The sequence below is a fragment of the Mycobacterium sp. NGS62 genome, from assembly GCF_059812285.1.
Genome location: NZ_JCALCK010000001.1, coordinates 423,261 through 439,392, shown reverse-complemented (window position 1 = coordinate 439,392; position 16,132 = coordinate 423,261). Strand labels below are relative to the sequence as shown.

At 66.8% G+C, this 16,132-nt stretch carries 16 protein-coding genes; 11 read left to right on the top strand and 5 right to left on the bottom strand.

Translation table 11 applies throughout. The features are described from left to right. The first annotated feature begins 1 nt into the window (after position 1). Both AC5Y49_RS02150 and pimB read left to right on the top strand, forming a co-directional pair. Entirely contained in the window at positions 2-805 is an 804-nt protein-coding gene (locus AC5Y49_RS02150) for a hypothetical protein (RefSeq protein ID WP_499884166.1), read from the top strand. 20 nt (positions 806-825) lie between these two features. Then, a complete protein-coding gene (gene pimB / locus AC5Y49_RS02145; protein WP_499884165.1) occupies positions 826-1,962 on the top strand; it encodes a GDP-mannose-dependent alpha-(1-6)-phosphatidylinositol monomannoside mannosyltransferase in 1,137 nt (378 codons plus the stop codon). A gap of 15 nt (positions 1,963-1,977) precedes the next feature. Here pimB and AC5Y49_RS02140 read toward each other — a convergent pair whose 3' ends face one another. Next, entirely contained in the window at positions 1,978-3,777 is a 1,800-nt protein-coding gene (locus tag AC5Y49_RS02140; protein WP_499884164.1) for an AMP-dependent synthetase/ligase, read from the bottom strand. A gap of 164 nt (positions 3,778-3,941) precedes the next feature. Between AC5Y49_RS02140 and AC5Y49_RS02135 the strand changes: the two genes are divergently transcribed. The 5 genes from AC5Y49_RS02135 to AC5Y49_RS02115 all read left to right on the top strand — a co-directional run bounded on the left by AC5Y49_RS02135 (position 3,942) and on the right by AC5Y49_RS02115 (position 7,421). After that, positions 3,942-4,331, top strand: coding sequence for a polyketide cyclase / dehydrase and lipid transport (locus AC5Y49_RS02135; protein WP_499884163.1), 390 nt, complete (start codon positions 3,942-3,944; stop codon positions 4,329-4,331). A gap of 85 nt (positions 4,332-4,416) precedes the next feature. Then, the gene (locus AC5Y49_RS02130; RefSeq protein WP_499884162.1) at positions 4,417-4,854 is read left to right on the top strand and encodes an SRPBCC family protein; all 438 of its coding nucleotides are present in this window, start codon (positions 4,417-4,419) and stop codon (positions 4,852-4,854) included. Further along, positions 4,847-6,109 (top strand): ArsA family ATPase, encoded by a 1,263-nt coding sequence (locus AC5Y49_RS02125; RefSeq protein WP_499884624.1) that lies wholly within the window; start codon positions 4,847-4,849, stop codon positions 6,107-6,109. Before AC5Y49_RS02130 ends, AC5Y49_RS02125 begins: the two co-directional genes overlap by 8 nt. 46 nt (positions 6,110-6,155) lie before the next feature. Then, on the top strand, positions 6,156-6,539 hold the full coding sequence (locus AC5Y49_RS02120) for a hypothetical protein (protein WP_499884161.1): 384 nt from the start codon (positions 6,156-6,158) through the stop codon (positions 6,537-6,539). Between the two features lie 144 nt (positions 6,540-6,683). Then, complete coding sequence (locus tag AC5Y49_RS02115) at positions 6,684-7,421, top strand: lysophospholipid acyltransferase family protein (protein WP_499884160.1); 738 nt, start codon at positions 6,684-6,686, stop codon at positions 7,419-7,421. An 18-nt stretch (positions 7,422-7,439) separates the two neighbouring features. On the opposite strand, the gene AC5Y49_RS02110 is transcribed toward AC5Y49_RS02115, so the two are convergent. Continuing rightward, positions 7,440-8,738, bottom strand: coding sequence for a glycosyltransferase 87 family protein (locus AC5Y49_RS02110; protein WP_499884159.1), 1,299 nt, complete (start codon positions 8,736-8,738; stop codon positions 7,440-7,442). Between the two features lie 61 nt (positions 8,739-8,799). Here AC5Y49_RS02110 and AC5Y49_RS02105 point away from each other — a divergent pair, with 61 nt between their 5' ends. The 3 genes from AC5Y49_RS02105 to AC5Y49_RS02095 all read left to right on the top strand — a co-directional run bounded on the left by AC5Y49_RS02105 (position 8,800) and on the right by AC5Y49_RS02095 (position 11,762). Then, on the top strand, positions 8,800-9,696 hold the full coding sequence (locus AC5Y49_RS02105) for a hypothetical protein (RefSeq protein ID WP_499884158.1): 897 nt from the start codon (positions 8,800-8,802) through the stop codon (positions 9,694-9,696). Positions 9,697-9,822: 126 nt separating this feature from the next. After that, a complete protein-coding gene (locus tag AC5Y49_RS02100; RefSeq protein ID WP_499884157.1) occupies positions 9,823-10,317 on the top strand; it encodes a polyadenylate-specific 3'-exoribonuclease AS in 495 nt (164 codons plus the stop codon). Between the two features lie 56 nt (positions 10,318-10,373). After that, on the top strand, positions 10,374-11,762 hold the full coding sequence (locus AC5Y49_RS02095; RefSeq protein ID WP_499884156.1) for a class II 3-deoxy-7-phosphoheptulonate synthase: 1,389 nt from the start codon (positions 10,374-10,376) through the stop codon (positions 11,760-11,762). A 10-nt stretch (positions 11,763-11,772) separates the two neighbouring features. On the opposite strand, the gene AC5Y49_RS02090 is transcribed toward AC5Y49_RS02095, so the two are convergent. Next, positions 11,773-12,972 (bottom strand): protein kinase domain-containing protein, encoded by a 1,200-nt coding sequence (locus tag AC5Y49_RS02090; RefSeq protein WP_499884155.1) that lies wholly within the window; start codon positions 12,970-12,972, stop codon positions 11,773-11,775. Positions 12,973-13,051: 79 nt separating this feature from the next. Here AC5Y49_RS02090 and AC5Y49_RS02085 point away from each other — a divergent pair, with 79 nt between their 5' ends. Further along, the gene (locus AC5Y49_RS02085) at positions 13,052-13,456 is read left to right on the top strand and encodes an Rv2175c family DNA-binding protein (protein ID WP_499884154.1); all 405 of its coding nucleotides are present in this window, start codon (positions 13,052-13,054) and stop codon (positions 13,454-13,456) included. Here the strand turns inward: AC5Y49_RS02085 and AC5Y49_RS02080 are convergent. Further along, the gene (locus tag AC5Y49_RS02080) at positions 13,443-14,978 is read right to left on the bottom strand and encodes an alpha-(1->6)-mannopyranosyltransferase A (protein WP_499884153.1); all 1,536 of its coding nucleotides are present in this window, start codon (positions 14,976-14,978) and stop codon (positions 13,443-13,445) included. The genes AC5Y49_RS02085 and AC5Y49_RS02080 overlap by 14 nt on opposite strands. Before the next feature lie 5 nt (positions 14,979-14,983). Further along, positions 14,984-16,063, bottom strand: a complete 1,080-nt coding sequence (gene idsA2 / locus AC5Y49_RS02075) for a bifunctional (2E,6E)-farnesyl/geranyl diphosphate synthase (protein ID WP_499884623.1) — start codon at positions 16,061-16,063, stop codon at positions 14,984-14,986. Positions 16,064-16,132: the final 69 nt, after the last annotated feature.

Genomic DNA, 16,132 nt, shown 5'->3' with positions numbered 1-16,132 from the left:
GATGCTGCTGGCATCGGCCCTTGTCGCAGAGTTGGTCCTGGCTGTCGTGGTGCTGATCGGCGCCCCACGAGTTGCACCTGACGAGGCGCCGCTGGCCGTCGACGGGCGCACCATCCGGCTGGTCAACCTCGGCGGTCCAGTTACCGACTCGCTGCTGAGGCGCGTCGCGGCGAACATGGGTACGGCCGTCGACGCGGTGCAGACGTTCTGGGGTGCCGACTGGCCGCGCGATATCACCATCGTGGGCACCGGCTCGCAGCACCAGTTCGAGGGCGAAGCCGGTGGCGGATCAGCGGCGCAGTGGGCCGATATCGCGGCGATCGCCGTCGCCGACGAGGTCGATCCGGTCCGCCGGGTGGCCGTCGGCCAGCGGATCGTCTTCGCGCCAGGGGCGGCCGGAATGAGCGAACCGGCGCTGCGAATTGTATTGAGCCACGAGCTTTTCCACTATGCCACCCGCGCAGTCACGGCGCTTGACGCGCCACGCTGGCTGACCGAAGGCGTGGCTGACTTTGTGGCACGCCCACCGACCGTGGTGCCCGTGGGCACACTGTTGCCCACCGCTGTGCCATCCGACGCCGACCTCGACACACCCGGACCGCAGCGCTCACTGGCCTATGACCGGGCATGGTGGTTCGCCCGCTTCGTCGCCGACAGTTACGGGACCGCGACGCTGGCCGGTTTCTACCGGGCCGCGTGCGGTGTCGGGCATGTCGACGTGCCCAGTGCCGTGCGTGACGTGCTCGGCACCGACATGGCCGGCCTCCTTGCCCACTGGCAGCAGTGGCTGACCCGCTCGTCCTGACGCCGGGCTAGCCTACCCAGGTGTCTCGGGTCCTGCTGGTAACCAACGACTTTCCTCCTCGACGCGGCGGCATCCAGTCCTACCTGGGCGAGCTCGTGGATCGGATCGCCGGTTCCGGGGCGCATGAGGTGATGGTCTACGCGCCACAGTGGAAGGGCGCCGACGTTTTCGACGCCCACGCGACCGGCTACCAGGTGGTGCGCCACCCCGGAACGTTGATGTTGCCCGGCCCTAGCGTCGACACCCGGATGCGCCGGCTGATCACAGATCAGGGCATCGACACCGTCTGGTTCGGGGCGGCCGCACCGCTGGCATTGCTGGCGCAGCGCGCCCGGGATGCGGGCGCTACCCGGGTGCTGGCCAGCACGCACGGCCACGAAGTGGGCTGGTCGATGCTGCCGTTGGCGCGGTCGGTGCTGCGTCGCATCGGAGACGGCACCGATGTGGTCACGTTCGTCAGCCGATACACCCGGGCGCGGTTCGCGTCGGCGTTCGGCCCGGCTGCCTCGTTGGAGCACGTGCCACCTGGTGTGGACACCGATCGGTTCCGCCCCGATCACGCCGCGCGCACCGAACTGCGTGCCCGTTACCGGCTGGGCCAGCGGCCCACCATCGTGTGCTTGTCTCGGCTGGTTCCGCGCAAGGGCCAGGACATGCTGATCCGTGCACTACCGCAAATCCGGCGGCGCGTCGACGGCGCGGCGCTGGTGATTGCCGGCGGCGGCCCGCATTTGACGGCGCTGCGCCGGTTGGCCGACGGCTGCGGGGTAGCCGAACACGTCACGTTCACCGGCGGAGTGGCCGCCGACGAGCTACCCGCGCACCATGCGATGGCCGATGTGTTCGCAATGCCGTGCCGCACCCGCGGCGCCGGGCTGGACGTCGAGGGACTGGGCATCGTGTTCCTGGAGGCCTCCGCCACCGGCGTACCGGTGATCGCTGGACGTTCGGGCGGTGCGCCGGAGACCGTGCGGCACGGCGAGACCGGTTTGGTGGTCGACGGCCGGTCGGAGGATCAGGTCGCCGACGCCGTCACCGAGTTGCTGTCCGACCTCGACCGTGCCGCGGACATGGGAGCCGCCGGGCGAGATTGGGTGACGGCGCACTGGCGCTGGGACATGCTAGCTGCCCGGCTGGCCGGCCTGCTGCGCGGCTAACGAGCGCGCGCCGGCTCACTTGGTGTAGATCGCCTCGATGTCGTCGGCGAACTTTTCGGCCACCACCTTGCGCTTGACCTTCATCGTCGGAGTCAGTTCGCCAGTGTCCTCGGTGAAGTCGACGGGCAGAATGCGGAATTTGCGGATCGATTCCGCATGCGAGACCGCCTGGTTGGCCTGTTTGACGGCGGCATCCACTTCGGCGACCAGGTCAGGGTCGGTCACCAGATCACCCACCGACGTACCTGCCGCTTTGCTGTTGCGCTGCTTCCAGCCTTCGAAAGCTTCGGGGTCGATGGTGATCAGCGCCCCGATGAACGGCTTGGCGTCGCCGACGACCATCGCCTGGCTGATCAGCGGATGTGCCCGTAACTGGTCTTCCAATACCGCCGGCGCGACGTTCTTGCCGCCGGCGGTGACGATGATCTCCTTCTTGCGGCCGGTGATCGTCAAGAAGCCATCCTCGTCAATGGCGCCCAGATCACCGGTCTTGAACCACCCGTCGGCCATCGCGTCGTTGGTGGCCTGCTCGTTGCGCCAATACTCGCTGAACACCACCCCGCCGCGCACCAGCAGCTCGCCGTCGTCTGCGATACGCATGCTGTTGCCCGGCAACAGCTTTCCGACGGTGCCGATCTTGAGGCCGCCCACCTGGTTGACCGTGATGGCCGCACTGGTCTCGGTCAATCCGTAGCCCTCGTAGATGGTCAGGCCGACACCGCGGTAGAAGTGGCCCAGCCGTGCGCCCAGCGGCCCGCCGCCCGAGACCGAGGCGCGGCAATCGCCGCCCAGCGCAGCGCGCAGCTTGTGATAGACCAGCCGGTCGAATATCGCGTGCTTCGCCCGCAACAGCAGGCCGGGACCGCCGCGGTCGCGGGCCTCACTCCAGTCGACCGCGGTCTGGGCGGCCATTTCGAAGATCCGGCCCTTGCCGTCGTTGGCGGCGTTCTGGGCGGCGGTGTTGTACACCTTCTCGAACACTCGCGGCACCGACACCACGACGGTGGGCTTGAACACCGCGAACATCGGCACCAGGTTTTTGATGTCGCTGGTGAACCCGACGGTGACCTTGTTGGCGAAGGCGGCCAAGGTGATCGCGCGGGCCAGCACGTGGGCCAGCGGCAGGAATATCAGCAGGCGCTCACCTTTGGCCAGCAGCGTCGGCAACGCTTCTTTGGCGCCTCGCATCTCGTAGACCAGGTTGGAGTGCGTCAGCTGACAGCCCTTGGGCCGCCCGGTGGTGCCCGAGGTATAGATGAGCGTGGCCGGGTCCGCAGCGCGCAGCGCCTCGACCCGGGCGGTCAGCTCCGCTGCGTCCACCGACGCGCCGGCCTCGGCAAGCTGGTCGAGCGCTTTGGGGCCGGAACCGTCGATATGAAACACCCTGCGCAGCGTGGGCAATTCGCCGGTCAGCTCGGTGACCATGGTGGCGTGGGCGTCGGTTTCGGCGCACACCAGTATTGCCTCGGAGTCCTGCAGGACCCAGCGCACTTGCTCGGCCGACGACGTCTCGTAAATCGGCACGGTGACCGCGCCCACCGCCAGGATCGCGAAGTCGAGGATCGCCCATTCGTAGCGGGTCGCAGAGAAGATCGCCACCCGATCGCCGGCCTGTACGCCCTCTGCGATCAAACCGAGAGCCACCGAACGGATTTGGGCGGCCGCCTCGGCGCACGTGACATCGCTCCAGGTGCCGTCGATCAGACGCTGAAAGATCACCAGTTTGGGATCGTCGCGCTCATGCTCGAAAACCGTGGCGACGATGTTGTCGCGCTCACCTACCTCGAATGGGGCAGGAACACTCAATTCACGCACTCTTCTGACCTCGCTTGACGTCTCTGGGTCTGGTGTCCGCCAGCCTAGTCTGGCGACGATGCAGACCGGCACGGTCTGCAGAGGAGCCGGACGCTCGAACCCAGTCTGGCGACGATGCAGACCGGCACGGTCTGCAGAGGAGCCGGATATGTGAAGCTAGGTCCGTGCACAGCGTTCAAGTTGCCGATCAGACCTTCGTCGCCGCCGACGCCGCGCGAGTCGGTGCTGCGGTGGCCGACCGGGCCAACTGGCGGCGCTGGTGGCCTGATCTGTGGCTGGAGGTCATCGAAGACCGGGCTGACAAGGGCATCAGATGGGCGGTGACCGGACCGCTGACCGGCACCATGGAGATCTGGCTCGAGCCGTTGCTCGACGGCGTGCTGCTGCACTACTTCCTGCACGCCGAGCCGTCCGGGGTCGCAGCGTGGCAGCTGGCTCGGATGAATCTCGCTCGAATGACCCACCGTCGCCGGGTGGCGGGAAAGAATATGGCTTTCGAGGTCAAAGCGCAGTTGGAGCGGTCCCGCCCGGTCGGGGTTTCTCCGGTGGCTTGAGCCCATCCGGGTTGGTACGGGGAGTACCGTTTCTGACCGAGACCGGGGGGTAGCGCCCGCTTACGGGGGAGAGGGAAGCAGCCAGGTGGCGGAGAAGACGACGCAGACGATCCACATCGATGCCGACCCCGGCACGGTGATGGACGTGATCGCCGATATCGGTTCCTACCCGCAGTGGGTTTCGGAGTACAAAGAGACCGAGGTGCTCGAGGCCGACGCCGACGGTTACCCGAAAGTGGCGCGCATGGTGCTGGACACCACCGTCCTCAAAGACACCCTGGTGTTTTCCTACGACTGGCCGAAAGACCGCCGCTCGGTTCACTGGTCGCTGGTCTCCAGCTCGTTGCTCAAGGCCCTCGACGGCGTATACCGCTTGTCGCCCAAGGGGTCTGGTACCGATGTCACGTACGAGCTCACGGTCGACCTGGCTATGCCGATGATCGGGTTGCTCAAGCGCAAAGCTGAGCGCAGGCTGACCGACAGCGCGTTGAAGGATCTGAAGAAACGAGTCGAGGCTGAGTGAGTCGGCAGCGCCCGCCCTGGCCCGGATCAGTCTCTTCGTCGGCAAGGGCGGGGTAGGAAAGTCCACCCTGGCGGCCGCCACGGCGGTCACCGATGCCCGCGCCGGGCAACGGGTGCTGGTGGTATCCACCGATCAGGCGCATTCACTTGGTGACGTGCTGGGCATCCCGGTCCCGCCGACCGGCCGCCGCGATCCCGTGCGGGTACTCGCCGACGACGTTGACATGGGCGGCGGGTTCCTCGACGCGCTGGCGATGGACACCTTGGCGCTCCTGGAGGCGCGCTGGCGCGACGTGGTCGACACCGTGGGTCGGCGCTTTCCCGAGTCGGAGCTGAACACCATTGCCCCCGAAGAACTCTCGGCCCTGCCGGGCATCCAGGAAGTTCTCGGGCTGCACGAGGTCGGGGAACTGGCCGCGGCCGGACAGTGGGACCACGTCGTGGTCGACTGCGCCTCGACCGCCGACGCCTTGCGAATGCTGACGCTGCCGGCCACCTTCACGCTCTACGTGGAGCGCGCTTGGCCGCGACACCGCCGGCTCTCCACCGCTACTGATGATGCGCGGTCCACCGCGGTGGTGGCGCTGCTGGAGCGGATCAGCGCCGGCGTCGAACGGCTCAGCGCCCTGTTGACCGACCCTGCGCTGGTCGGTGCCCACCTGGTCCTGACCGCCGAACGAGTGGTCGCCGCCGAAGCTGCCCGGACACTGGGCTCATTGGCGCTGATGGGTGTGCGTGTCGAGGAGCTGATCGTCAATCAGATTCTGGTGCAAGATGATTCGTACGAGTATCGAAATCTGCCGGATCATCCTGCTTTCGATTGGTATGCCGAACGCATCTGTGAACAGCGCGCGGTGCTGGACGAATTGGATACCACCATCGGCGATGTGGCGCTTGTGCTGGCTCCGCACTTGGCCGGCGAGCCGATCGGCCCGAAGGCGTTGGGTGAACTGATGGACAGTGCACGCCGACGCGGCGGAGCGGCGCCGCCGGGACCGCTGCGTCCCGTCGTCGACCTCGAATCCGGATCAGGCCTGCAGTCGATCTACCGATTGCGACTAGAGTTGCCGCAAGTCGATTCCGGCGGGCTCGCGCTGGGCCGGGTCGACGACGACCTGATCATCAGTGCCGGCGGAATGCGGCGCCGAGTTCGGTTGGCCTCAGTGCTGCGGCGCTGCACGGTGCTGGACGCCCACCTTCGAGGCAGTGAGCTCACGGTGCGTTTCCGGCCTGATCCGGGCGTTTGGCCGACGTGACCGCCGTCGACGATGCGAAGCGAAGCGATAGGGAGGAGCGGCGCATATGAGCGGCGTTCACCCCGATATCGGTCCGGAATTGCGGAAACTTGCGCAGAGCATCCTCGATGGCATCGACCCTGCAGTGCGCGCCGCGGCGATGCGGGCGTCGGGCGGCGGCCCGGGTACGGGGAAATGTCAACAGCTCTGGTGTCCGGTCTGTGCGCTCGCGGCGCTGGTGAGCGGTGAACAGCACCCGCTGCTGACCGTCATCGCCGAACACAGCGTCGCGCTGCTGGCGGTGATCCGGGCCGTCATCGAGGAGGTGGATCAGTCGGTGCCGCCTCCGCCGCCCGACGGTCCGTCCGGCGGTGCGGCTGCTTCCGGACCCGAAGCTGCGCCGAACACAAAAAGCCGCTATCAGCCCATCTCGGTTACCGTGGAGGAGTAACGGCGAACGCCGGCGTGGCGAAGCCAGGCGCGACGGCCCGCCGCCCCAGGAGCTGGGCAAGTCACCGCGGTCCTATGGTCGCGTCCAGACTCGATGGGTACTCTTGGCGCAGAACACTATCCGGGGCGGGCGAGAGGGAGGGCCATGTGGTACTGGCTTTTCAAGTACATCTTCATGGGCCCACTGCTTGCCATGCTCGGGCGGCCGAGGGTCGAAGGACTGGAGAATATCCCGCAGTCCGGACCGGCCATACTGGCAAGTAACCACCTGGCGGTGGCCGACAGCTTCTACCTGCCGTTGGTGGTGCGCCGCCGGATCACCTTTCTGGCCAAATCCGAATACTTCACCGGCACCGGAATCAAAGGCTGGTTCATCCGGTGGTTCTACAGCACCACCGGACAAGTTCCGATCGACCGCACCGACGCCGACACGGCCGAGGCCGCTTTGAACACTGCGGCGAGGTTGCTCGCCGAAGGCAAATTGCTGGGCATGTATCCCGAGGGCACCCGCTCACCCGACGGCCGGCTGTACAAGGGCAAGACCGGGCTGGCCCGGCTGGCACTGCACACCGGCGTACCGGTGATCCCGGTGGCGATGATCGGCACCAACGTCGTCAACCCGCCCGGTAGCAAAATGTGGCGGTTCGGCCGGGTGACGGTGCGGTTCGGCAAGCCGATGGAATTCTCCCGGTTCGATGGGCTGGCCGGTAATCGCTTCATCGAGCGTGCCGTCACCGATGAGGTGATTTACGACCTGATGGGGCTATCCGGTCAGGAATACGTCGACATCTACGCCGCCAGTGCCAAGGACGACGGCAACGGTGCCGAGCCGTTGGCGGCCGGCAAGCCGCCAACCCGGATTCCCGAGACAGCCGCGGGATAGCTCCGCGGATCTGAGTGGTCAGCCGACCGCCGAGACCGCTGCAGGTTCGGGGACGGTCGATTTCCGCGGCTCGCTGCGAGCGGTGAGGGTCAGTCCGGCGGTAAGGATTGTCGCCAACGCCCACCACAGGTAAGACACCCCGGCGAGCTGGCGCCACCATGCCGCGGCCGTCTCGTGGTGTGCGGGAAGCAGGTTTATCGGCGTCCACACCATCAGCGCCACACCCGCGGCGCTGACCGCGGCCAGCGCCGCGCCGCGACGCCGCCAGGCCAGCACTCCGGTCACCAGCACGGCCGGCAGCATCCACACCCAGTGGTGCGACCACGACAGCGGCGAGGCAGCCAACCCGAACAGCGCGATGCAGATCACCGCCATGGTCGGTTCGCCGGCGCGCAGCACCCGCCGGGTCGCCCATACCGTCGCGGCGAGCACCAGCAGGCAGCCGAGCACCCACAGCACGAAATGCTCGGGCTCGCCGAGATCCAGCCGGGCAAGCGTGCCCCCGATGTTCTGGTTGGTGTTCAATGCCGGCCCGACGAGCCGATCGGTGTTGCGCACCGTGTCGGTCCAGTACTCCCATGAGTCGTGCCAGGCCAGCCCGAAACCGGCCAGAGTCGCCGCCCCGAACGACGCAATTGCCCGCAGCGCTGCGCGGCCGTCGCGACGCAACAGGAAATAAAGCAGAAACACCGCCGGGGTCAGTTTCAGGGCGATTCCCAGTCCCAGCAGCAGCCCGCGAGGCCAGGGCGTGCGACGTGGGACGCAATCGGCAATCACCAGAGTCATCAGCACCACGTTGATCTGGCCGAAGGCGAAGTTCGACGTGATGGGCTCCAGCCAGGTCGCCGCCGCGGCCACAACGACCGCGGCCAGCCAGCATTGGCGCAACCAGGGCGGTCCGGGCACCCGGCGCGAGGTGGTCCACACGTCGAGCCGGGTCAATACGATCATGGTCGAGGCGAGCAACAGGGCTAGCGTTGTCAGGGTGATCGCCGCGCTGGCGGCCGGCAGCCCCAGCCAGGCGAATGGGCAGAACACAATGGCCGCCAGCGGCGGGTAGATGAACGGCAGGTCCAGCCCGGCCGACGTGCGGAACCGCACGCCGTCCCCGTACAGCGGGCGGCCGTCCAGCCAGGCCCGGCCGCCCATCCGATAGACGTCGATGTCGATGCGGTATGGCGTGTGCCCGAGCAGCCGCCAGGCCGCATAGCCGAGCGCCGCCACGGCCGCGGCACCGAGTAGACCCCACACAACGACCGGCTGCATGGCTACCAGCCCCCGCCGATTGCCCACGTCGGGCGACCGCCTCGTATTCATGTCCGACACAGCTTATCGGTGCCGCGGGCCTCACGCGGTGTCGTGGCGGGCGGCGCGTTGCATGACGGCGTACTTTTTTAAGGTGCTCAGGTGGTTGCAAGACGACATCATCAATAGCGGCAGACTGCCGTTGCTGTGTTGTCTGGTCGCCTTCATCTTGACCTTCTTTGTCACCCGATCTTTTGTGCGCTATATCCGCTATCGCGCAGACCGAGGCGTGCCACCCAGATGGTGGGAGCCGCGAAATATCCACATCGGATCACTGCACATCCACCACGTGGTGGTCGGGGTGATCTTGGTGATGGTGTCCGGTATCGCGTTGGTGTCACTGGACGTCTACAGCCGTGGCATCGAATTTACTTTGGCAGCAACACTTTTCGGTACCGGCGCAGCACTTGTTCTTGATGAGTACGCGTTGATCCTGCATCTCTCGGATGTCTACTGGGAGGAGGACGGTCGCACCTCGGTCGATGCCGTCTTCGCTGCCATCGCCGTGGGCGGCTTGCTGGTGCTGGGCTTACATCCGCTGATGTTCTTCCTCTCGTTCTGGCAGGACACCCACTCGCTGGTGCTGCATGCTGCGGTGATCCTGGGGCTGGTGCTGATGCCGCCGCTGGCGGTGGTGGTGTTGCTCAAGGGCAAGGTGTGGACGGGCCTGATCGGAATGTTTTTCGTTCCGCTGCTGGTCATCGGAGCGATCCGGCTGTCGCGCCCGCACGCCCCGTGGGCGCGGTGGCGCTACAACCGCCATCTGGACAAGATGCGGCAATCGCTGCTGCGGGAACGCATGCTGCGTCGGCCAGTGGTCCGGGCCAAGCTGTCGCTGCAGTCGGCGATCGCCGGCACGCCTCGCCGCCCCGACGATCGCACCGTCGACGCACAGCTGGACCGTGAGGTCCATGCGGCGCCGCCGCCGGACGGTACCCAGCGCGCCCTGGCGGCGGGCGAGCCGGGCTGAGTTCGGCAACGGTGCAACGGGCTAGGTCGGATCGCCCGACTTGCCCCCTCGCCGCCGCGCGGCTGGGGGTGCCCCCGCCTCCACCGCTCCGCGGTCTGCATCGTCGTCGGGCTAGGCTTCCCCGGCGTGCGGTATTTCTACGACACCGAGTTCATCGAGGACGGCCGCACGATCGATTTGATCTCGATCGGCGTCGTGGCCGAGAACGGCCGCGAATATTACGCGGTGTCGACCGAATTCGACCCGGAGCGGGCAGGCAGCTGGGTGCGCACCCACGTGCTGCCCAAGCTGCCGCCGCCGGCGTCGCAATTGTGGCGCAGCCGCGCTCGGATCCGTTCGGATCTGGAGGCGTTCTTCGGCGTCGACGACGACGAGCCGATCGAGCTGTGGGCCTGGGTAGGCGCCTACGACCATGTGGCGTTATGTCAGCTATGGGGCGCGATGACGGAACTACCGGCGGCGATGCCCAAGTTCACCCGTGAGCTGCGCCAGCTATGGGAGGAGCGGGGACGGCCTCGGATGCCGCGCCGGCCGGCGGACGTCCACGACGCCCTGGTCGACGCCCGTGACCAGCTGCGGCGGTTTCGGATCATTACCGCCGACGGTGATCCGGGCGGTTAGCGTCCCTGGTGAACTGCGCTGGTCAGGGGGCTGCAGCGCCCGGTTACCATAGACGGGTGAACTGGACCGTTGACGTACCGATCGAGCAGCTGCCGTCGCTGCCACCGTTGCCGGCCGATCTGCGCGCCCAACTCGACACGGCGTTGGCCAAGCCCGCCGCTCAGCAGCCGAGCTGGCCGATCGACCAGGCCAAGGCGATGCGCACCGTTCTGGAGAGTGTCCCACCGATAACGGTGGCATCCGAGATCGTGCGACTGCAGGAGATGTTGGCGCAGGTCGCGCGCGGTGAGGCGTTCCTGTTGCAGGGCGGTGACTGCGCGGAGACGTTCGTCGACAACACCGAGCCGCACATCCGCGCCAACATCCGCGCGCTGCTGCAGATGGCGGTGGTGCTCACCTACGGTGCCAGCCTTCCGGTGATCAAGCTGGCCCGCATCGCCGGGCAGTACGCCAAGCCGCGATCGGCCGATCTCGACGCGCTGGGGTTGCGGTCCTACCGCGGTGACATGGTCAACGGGTTCGCCCCGGAGGCCGCAGCGCGCGAACACGACCCGTCGCGACTCGTGCGGGCTTACGCCAACGCCAGCGCGGCGATGAACCTGGTACGCGCGCTCACCTCGTCGGGACTGGCCTCGCTGCATTTGGTGCAGGACTGGAACCGCGAATTCGTCCGAACCTCACCGGCAGGCGCCCGCTATGAGGCGCTGGCGGCTGAGATCGACCGTGGCCTCCAGTTCATGAGCGCCTGCGGGGTGGCCGACCGGAATCTGCAGACCGCCGAGATCTACGCCAGCCACGAGGCGCTGGTGCTCGATTACGAGCGCGCCATGCTGCGGATGTCGGACGGCCAGGACGGCGAACCGCAGCTGTACGACCTGTCGGCACACTACCTGTGGATCGGCGACCGGACCCGGCAACTCGACGGCGCACACGTCGCGTTCGCCGAGGTGATCGCCAACCCGATCGGCGTCAAGATCGGGCCGACGACGACACCGGAGCTGGCCGTCGAATACGTCGAGCGGCTCGACCCGCACAACAAGCCGGGCCGGTTGACGTTGGTGAGTCGGCTGGGCAACAACAAGGTGCGTGACCTGCTGCCGCCGATCATCGAGAAGGTGCAGGCCACCGGGCATCAGGTGATCTGGCAGTGCGACCCCATGCACGGCAACACCCACGAGTCGTCCAACGGCTACAAGACGCGGCATTTCGACCGCATCGTCGACGAGGTTCAGGGTTTCTTCGAAGTGCACCGCGCACTGGGCACCTACCCGGGCGGCATCCACGTCGAGATCACTGGCGAGGATGTCACCGAATGTCTTGGTGGGGCGCAAGACATTTCGGACACCGACCTAGCTGGTCGCTACGAGACGACGTGTGACCCGCGGCTGAACACCCAGCAGTCGCTGGAACTGGCATTCCTCGTTGCAGAAATGCTGCGCGACTAGCTACCGAGGCTCACAGTAGGCCGCTCAGGTTGCTGCCGATCGTCCACGCCGTGGCCGCAAGAAGGCCGGTGACCGCCAATACCACTGCCAGCCAAATCAGCACCATCCGCCGCGCGTGCTGGCGGGCCCACACGAACTCGCCCATCTCGATGCCAGCGAATTGCTCCGGCTCATCAAGGTTTTCGGGTTCCTCCGGCCAGTCGTCGCGGGCCAGTTGGCGGGTGGGGTGGTGCACGGGTGTCGGCCCGGCCGAGCGCCGATGCTGATCGGTGGTCTGGTCTTCCTCAATTCTGCTGTGAGAGGCGCCGGCTGACCGATGCTGGGCGGAGTTGGCCGGTGCCGGCACCCGGAATTCCGGCAGCCCCGTCGCCTCGGCGATGTCGTCCAGCTCGGCGCGCATGTCGGCTGCGTCGGCGTAACGGTCGGCGGGATCGCGCGCGGTCGCACGTGCCACCAACTCGTCGAATTCGCCTGGCACCCCGTCGATCACCGTACTGGGCGCCGGCACATCGGCATCCAGCCGCTGGTAAGCCACCGACAACGGCGAGTCGCCGGAAAACGGCGGCTGCCCGGTCAGTAGCTCAAAAGCCATGATTCCGACCGCATAGACATCGCTGCGCGGACTGGCGTCGCCGTCGCGGACCTGTTCGGGAGACAGGTAGGCCGCCGTGCCGAGAATGACACTGGCCGAGGTGATCCCGGCCGCTGCCACGGCACGCACCAACCCGAAGTCGGCGATTTTGACCTCGCCGTCGTCGGAGATCAGCACGTTTTCCGGCTTGACGTCGCGATGGACCAGCCCGGCGCGGTGCGCGACTGCAAGTCCGCCGAGCACCGGGCGCAGCACTGCGGCAACAGCGTGCGGCGGCATCGGGCCCCGCTCGGACAGCAACTCGCGCAGGGTGCCCCCTTCGATGAGCTCCATCACCAGAAAGGGGTGCCGAGCGTCGAGACCCTGGTCGTAAACCGCGACCAGGCCGGCGTCCTTGAGCCGTGCCACGGTGCGGGCCTCGAGCCGGAAGCGGGTCAGGAACTGCTCGTCGCCGGCGTAGCGGGAATCCATCACCTTCAGCGCGACGGGCCGGTCCAACCGTAGGTCCACCCCCCGGTACACCGTCGAGGTCCCGCCGGTGGCGATCCTGGTCGCAACGCGGTACCGCCCGTCGAGCAATGTGCCCTCCAGGTCGTCGCCGGCGCCCGCTCCCCTCACGGAGCCATCGTAGGCGGCGGCGAGAATTCCGCCCGAAACGTGCACTCAGCGTGCCGGAATCGGTTCTAGACTGGGCGCGATGAGCAGCATTCCGGCTGGCGACGACGTTCTGGAGCCTGACGAACCTACCTACGATCTGCCTGGCGTCGCCCGACTCTTGGGTGTGCCGGTCACCAAGGTGCACCAACAATTGCGCGAAGGCCATTTGGTTGCGGTGCGACGTGCCGGCGATGTGCTGGTGCCGCGGATCTTTTTCACCGAATCCGGCCACGTGGTCAAGAGCTTGCCCGGCTTGCTGATGGTGCTACACGACGGCGGTTACCGCGATACCGAAATCCTGCGTTGGCTGTTCACGCCCGACCCGTCGCTGACAGTCACCCGCGACGGGACGCGTGACGCCATCAACAACGCCCGCCCCGTCGATGCCCTGCACGCCCACCAGGCGCGCGAAGTATTACGCCGAGCACAGGCTATGGCGTACTGACACTTTCGGCGGTGTCGACGTCTGGCTGCGGCGCCCGATACAGCGCGTACCACGCGATCAGCGCACAGCCGGTCGCGATGAAGACATGAGCCCACGAGTACATCCCGTGGGCACCATCGGGTTTGAAGATCACCATGATCCACGTCGAGAACCCGGCGATCGCCGCGACCGCCGGACGTGATTGGGCCAGCGGGGCCGCTACTGCCAGCGGCCAGGTGTAATACCAGGGCAACGCCGCGGGCACGAACAACACCACGATCAGCATCGCCCACGCGATGCCGGTGAGCGCCGCGCGGTCATCGCGCCGGAATCGCCACCACAACAGCGGAAGTGAGACGGCAATGATCACGATGCCGGCGATGCGCGTGCCTTGTAGCACCGCGTAGAAGTTGACCGGGAAGAACCATCCGCCGATAGCATGCGCCAGATTGGCCGTCGCTGTCGGCACGGTCAGCCAATTGATGATCTTCGCCGAACCGGCCAGCGCGCTCAGCCACCCGAGACCCACGCCGGCCACGGCCGACAACACCACGAAGACCGCGACGAAGACCAGTACCGAAATGATGGCGGCCACGGTGAAGGCCCGAAGCTGCCGATATCCGCGCCGGTCGCCGAGCTGGCGCATCCATACCCACACCAAAAACGGCAGTGCGATGCCGGCGGTCGCCTTGACCGCAACGGCGACGGCGACCACCGCGATGCCGGCGACAGGGTGGCGCTCGAGGGTCAGGGCGATGCCGGCGGCCATCAAGCCCACCATCAGCATCTCGTTGTGTACGCCGCCCATCAGATGGATGATCACCAGCGGGTTGAGCACGCAGATCCACAGTGCCGTCGGGACGTCGGCGCCGAGGTGTCGGGCGATGTGTGGCGTGGCCCAAATCAACAGCGCCAGCCCGGGCAGCATGCACAACCGCAACAGCATGGTGCCGACGATCACATGATTGCCCACCAACATCGTGACGAGCTTCGCGATCAGGATGAACGCCGGACCGTAGGGTGCGGTGGTGATGGTCCAAATGGGGCTGACGTTGTCCAACAACGCGTTCGGGTTGTCCACCGGGCCCACCGCATAGGGGTCCAGGCCGTCGCGCAGCAGTGCGCCCTGGGCTAAATAAGAGTAGGTGTCACGGCTGAAGACGGGTACCGATAGCAGTAACGGTGCCAGCCAGAAACCGGTGCTGGCCACCATCGTGTATTCGGACGCAGTGCCGGCAATCACCCGACGGCCCAGCCCGAGCCATGCGATCAACATCAGCGCGACACCCAGCCACAGCAGGACCGACGACAACACAAGCCCGTGGCCGAACCGCAGCCAGGACAAGTGCATCGACTCCAACAGTGGGTCGTGCGGTTTGGTGCTGCCCGCCCCGAGTCCGCCGGTGGTGATCAGTACCGCTCCGAGGCAGCCCTGCAGTGCCGGACGCGCATCTGGGCTGGCGACAAACTCGCGTAGCCGCGAAAAACTCTGCGTGGCAAGACCGGCCGAGTCTTCTGTCGGTGCTGGCGTGGACGTGGACATCGGGCTCAGGCGGTTCGGTTGGCGGTCAGTCTGGCCAGCTCGGACAGCCCTGTCTTGGCGGCAGCTTCGATTGGCGCCGACGCCAGGGCGGCCAGTGCGCGCCGGGTCAGCCGCTCGATACGGTCTTCCACGATTGTCAGAGCGCCGGTGGCTTCGATCACGCCACACAGGTCGCGCACCTGTGCGTCGGTCAAATCGGTGCCAATCGAGGTGCGCAACAGATTGGCCGCCGCCGGATCGGACTTGTCGGCCAACCCGATTGCCTCGGCGAGCAGCACGGTCCGCTTACCGGCCCGCAGGTCGTCACCGGAGGGTTTGCCGGTGACGGCCGGATCCCCGAACACACCGAGCACATCGTCGCGCAACTGGAAAGCCACCCCCAAATCGGTGCCGACGTCGTGGAAAAGGGTGTGCACCTCGGGCCGGTCCGCGGCGGCCGCGACACCTAACTGCAACGGCCGCGAGACGGTGTAGGACGCGGTTTTGAACGTATTAACGGTCATTGCCGAAGCGATCGACTCCGCGCCGCTGGCCTCGGCCACGATGTCCAGATACTGGCCACCGAGCACTTCGGTGCGGATATCGGACCACACGCGCCGAACCCGACGGCATGCATCCGACGGCAGGTCGATGCCGGCGACGATGTCGTCCGCCCACGCCAGCGCCAGGTCGCCGAGCAGGATGGCTGCCGACGTCCCGAACCACTCCGACGATCCCTGCCAGCGCCGACTTTGGTGCAGCGCACCGAATTTCATGTGGGTGGTGGGTCGGCCACGGCGGGTGGCCGACGCGTCGATCACGTCGTCGTGTACCAGCGCCGAAGCGTGCAACAATTCCAGCGCCGAAAACAGCAGCAGCACAGTGGTTCCGGGAGTTTCGGTGGAAACCGATCGCCACCCCCAATAGGCGAACGCCGGCCGTACTCGCTTGCCGCCGCTGGTGACGAACTCCTCCAAGCCGGCGATCAGCCCCTCGTACTCGCTGCCGATATGGGCGGCGCCCTTGCGGCGCTCGCGCAGATACGCCCGTAACTGATCGGTGATGGCGTCGGCGAACTCGACGGTTGCCGCTGCTTCGACGCTCAGCGCCGCGCCCCTTTCTGCTAGAGCTGCCCTGGGCCGACAGTCTATGTCGCTCGACGCAGGGCAGTTGCT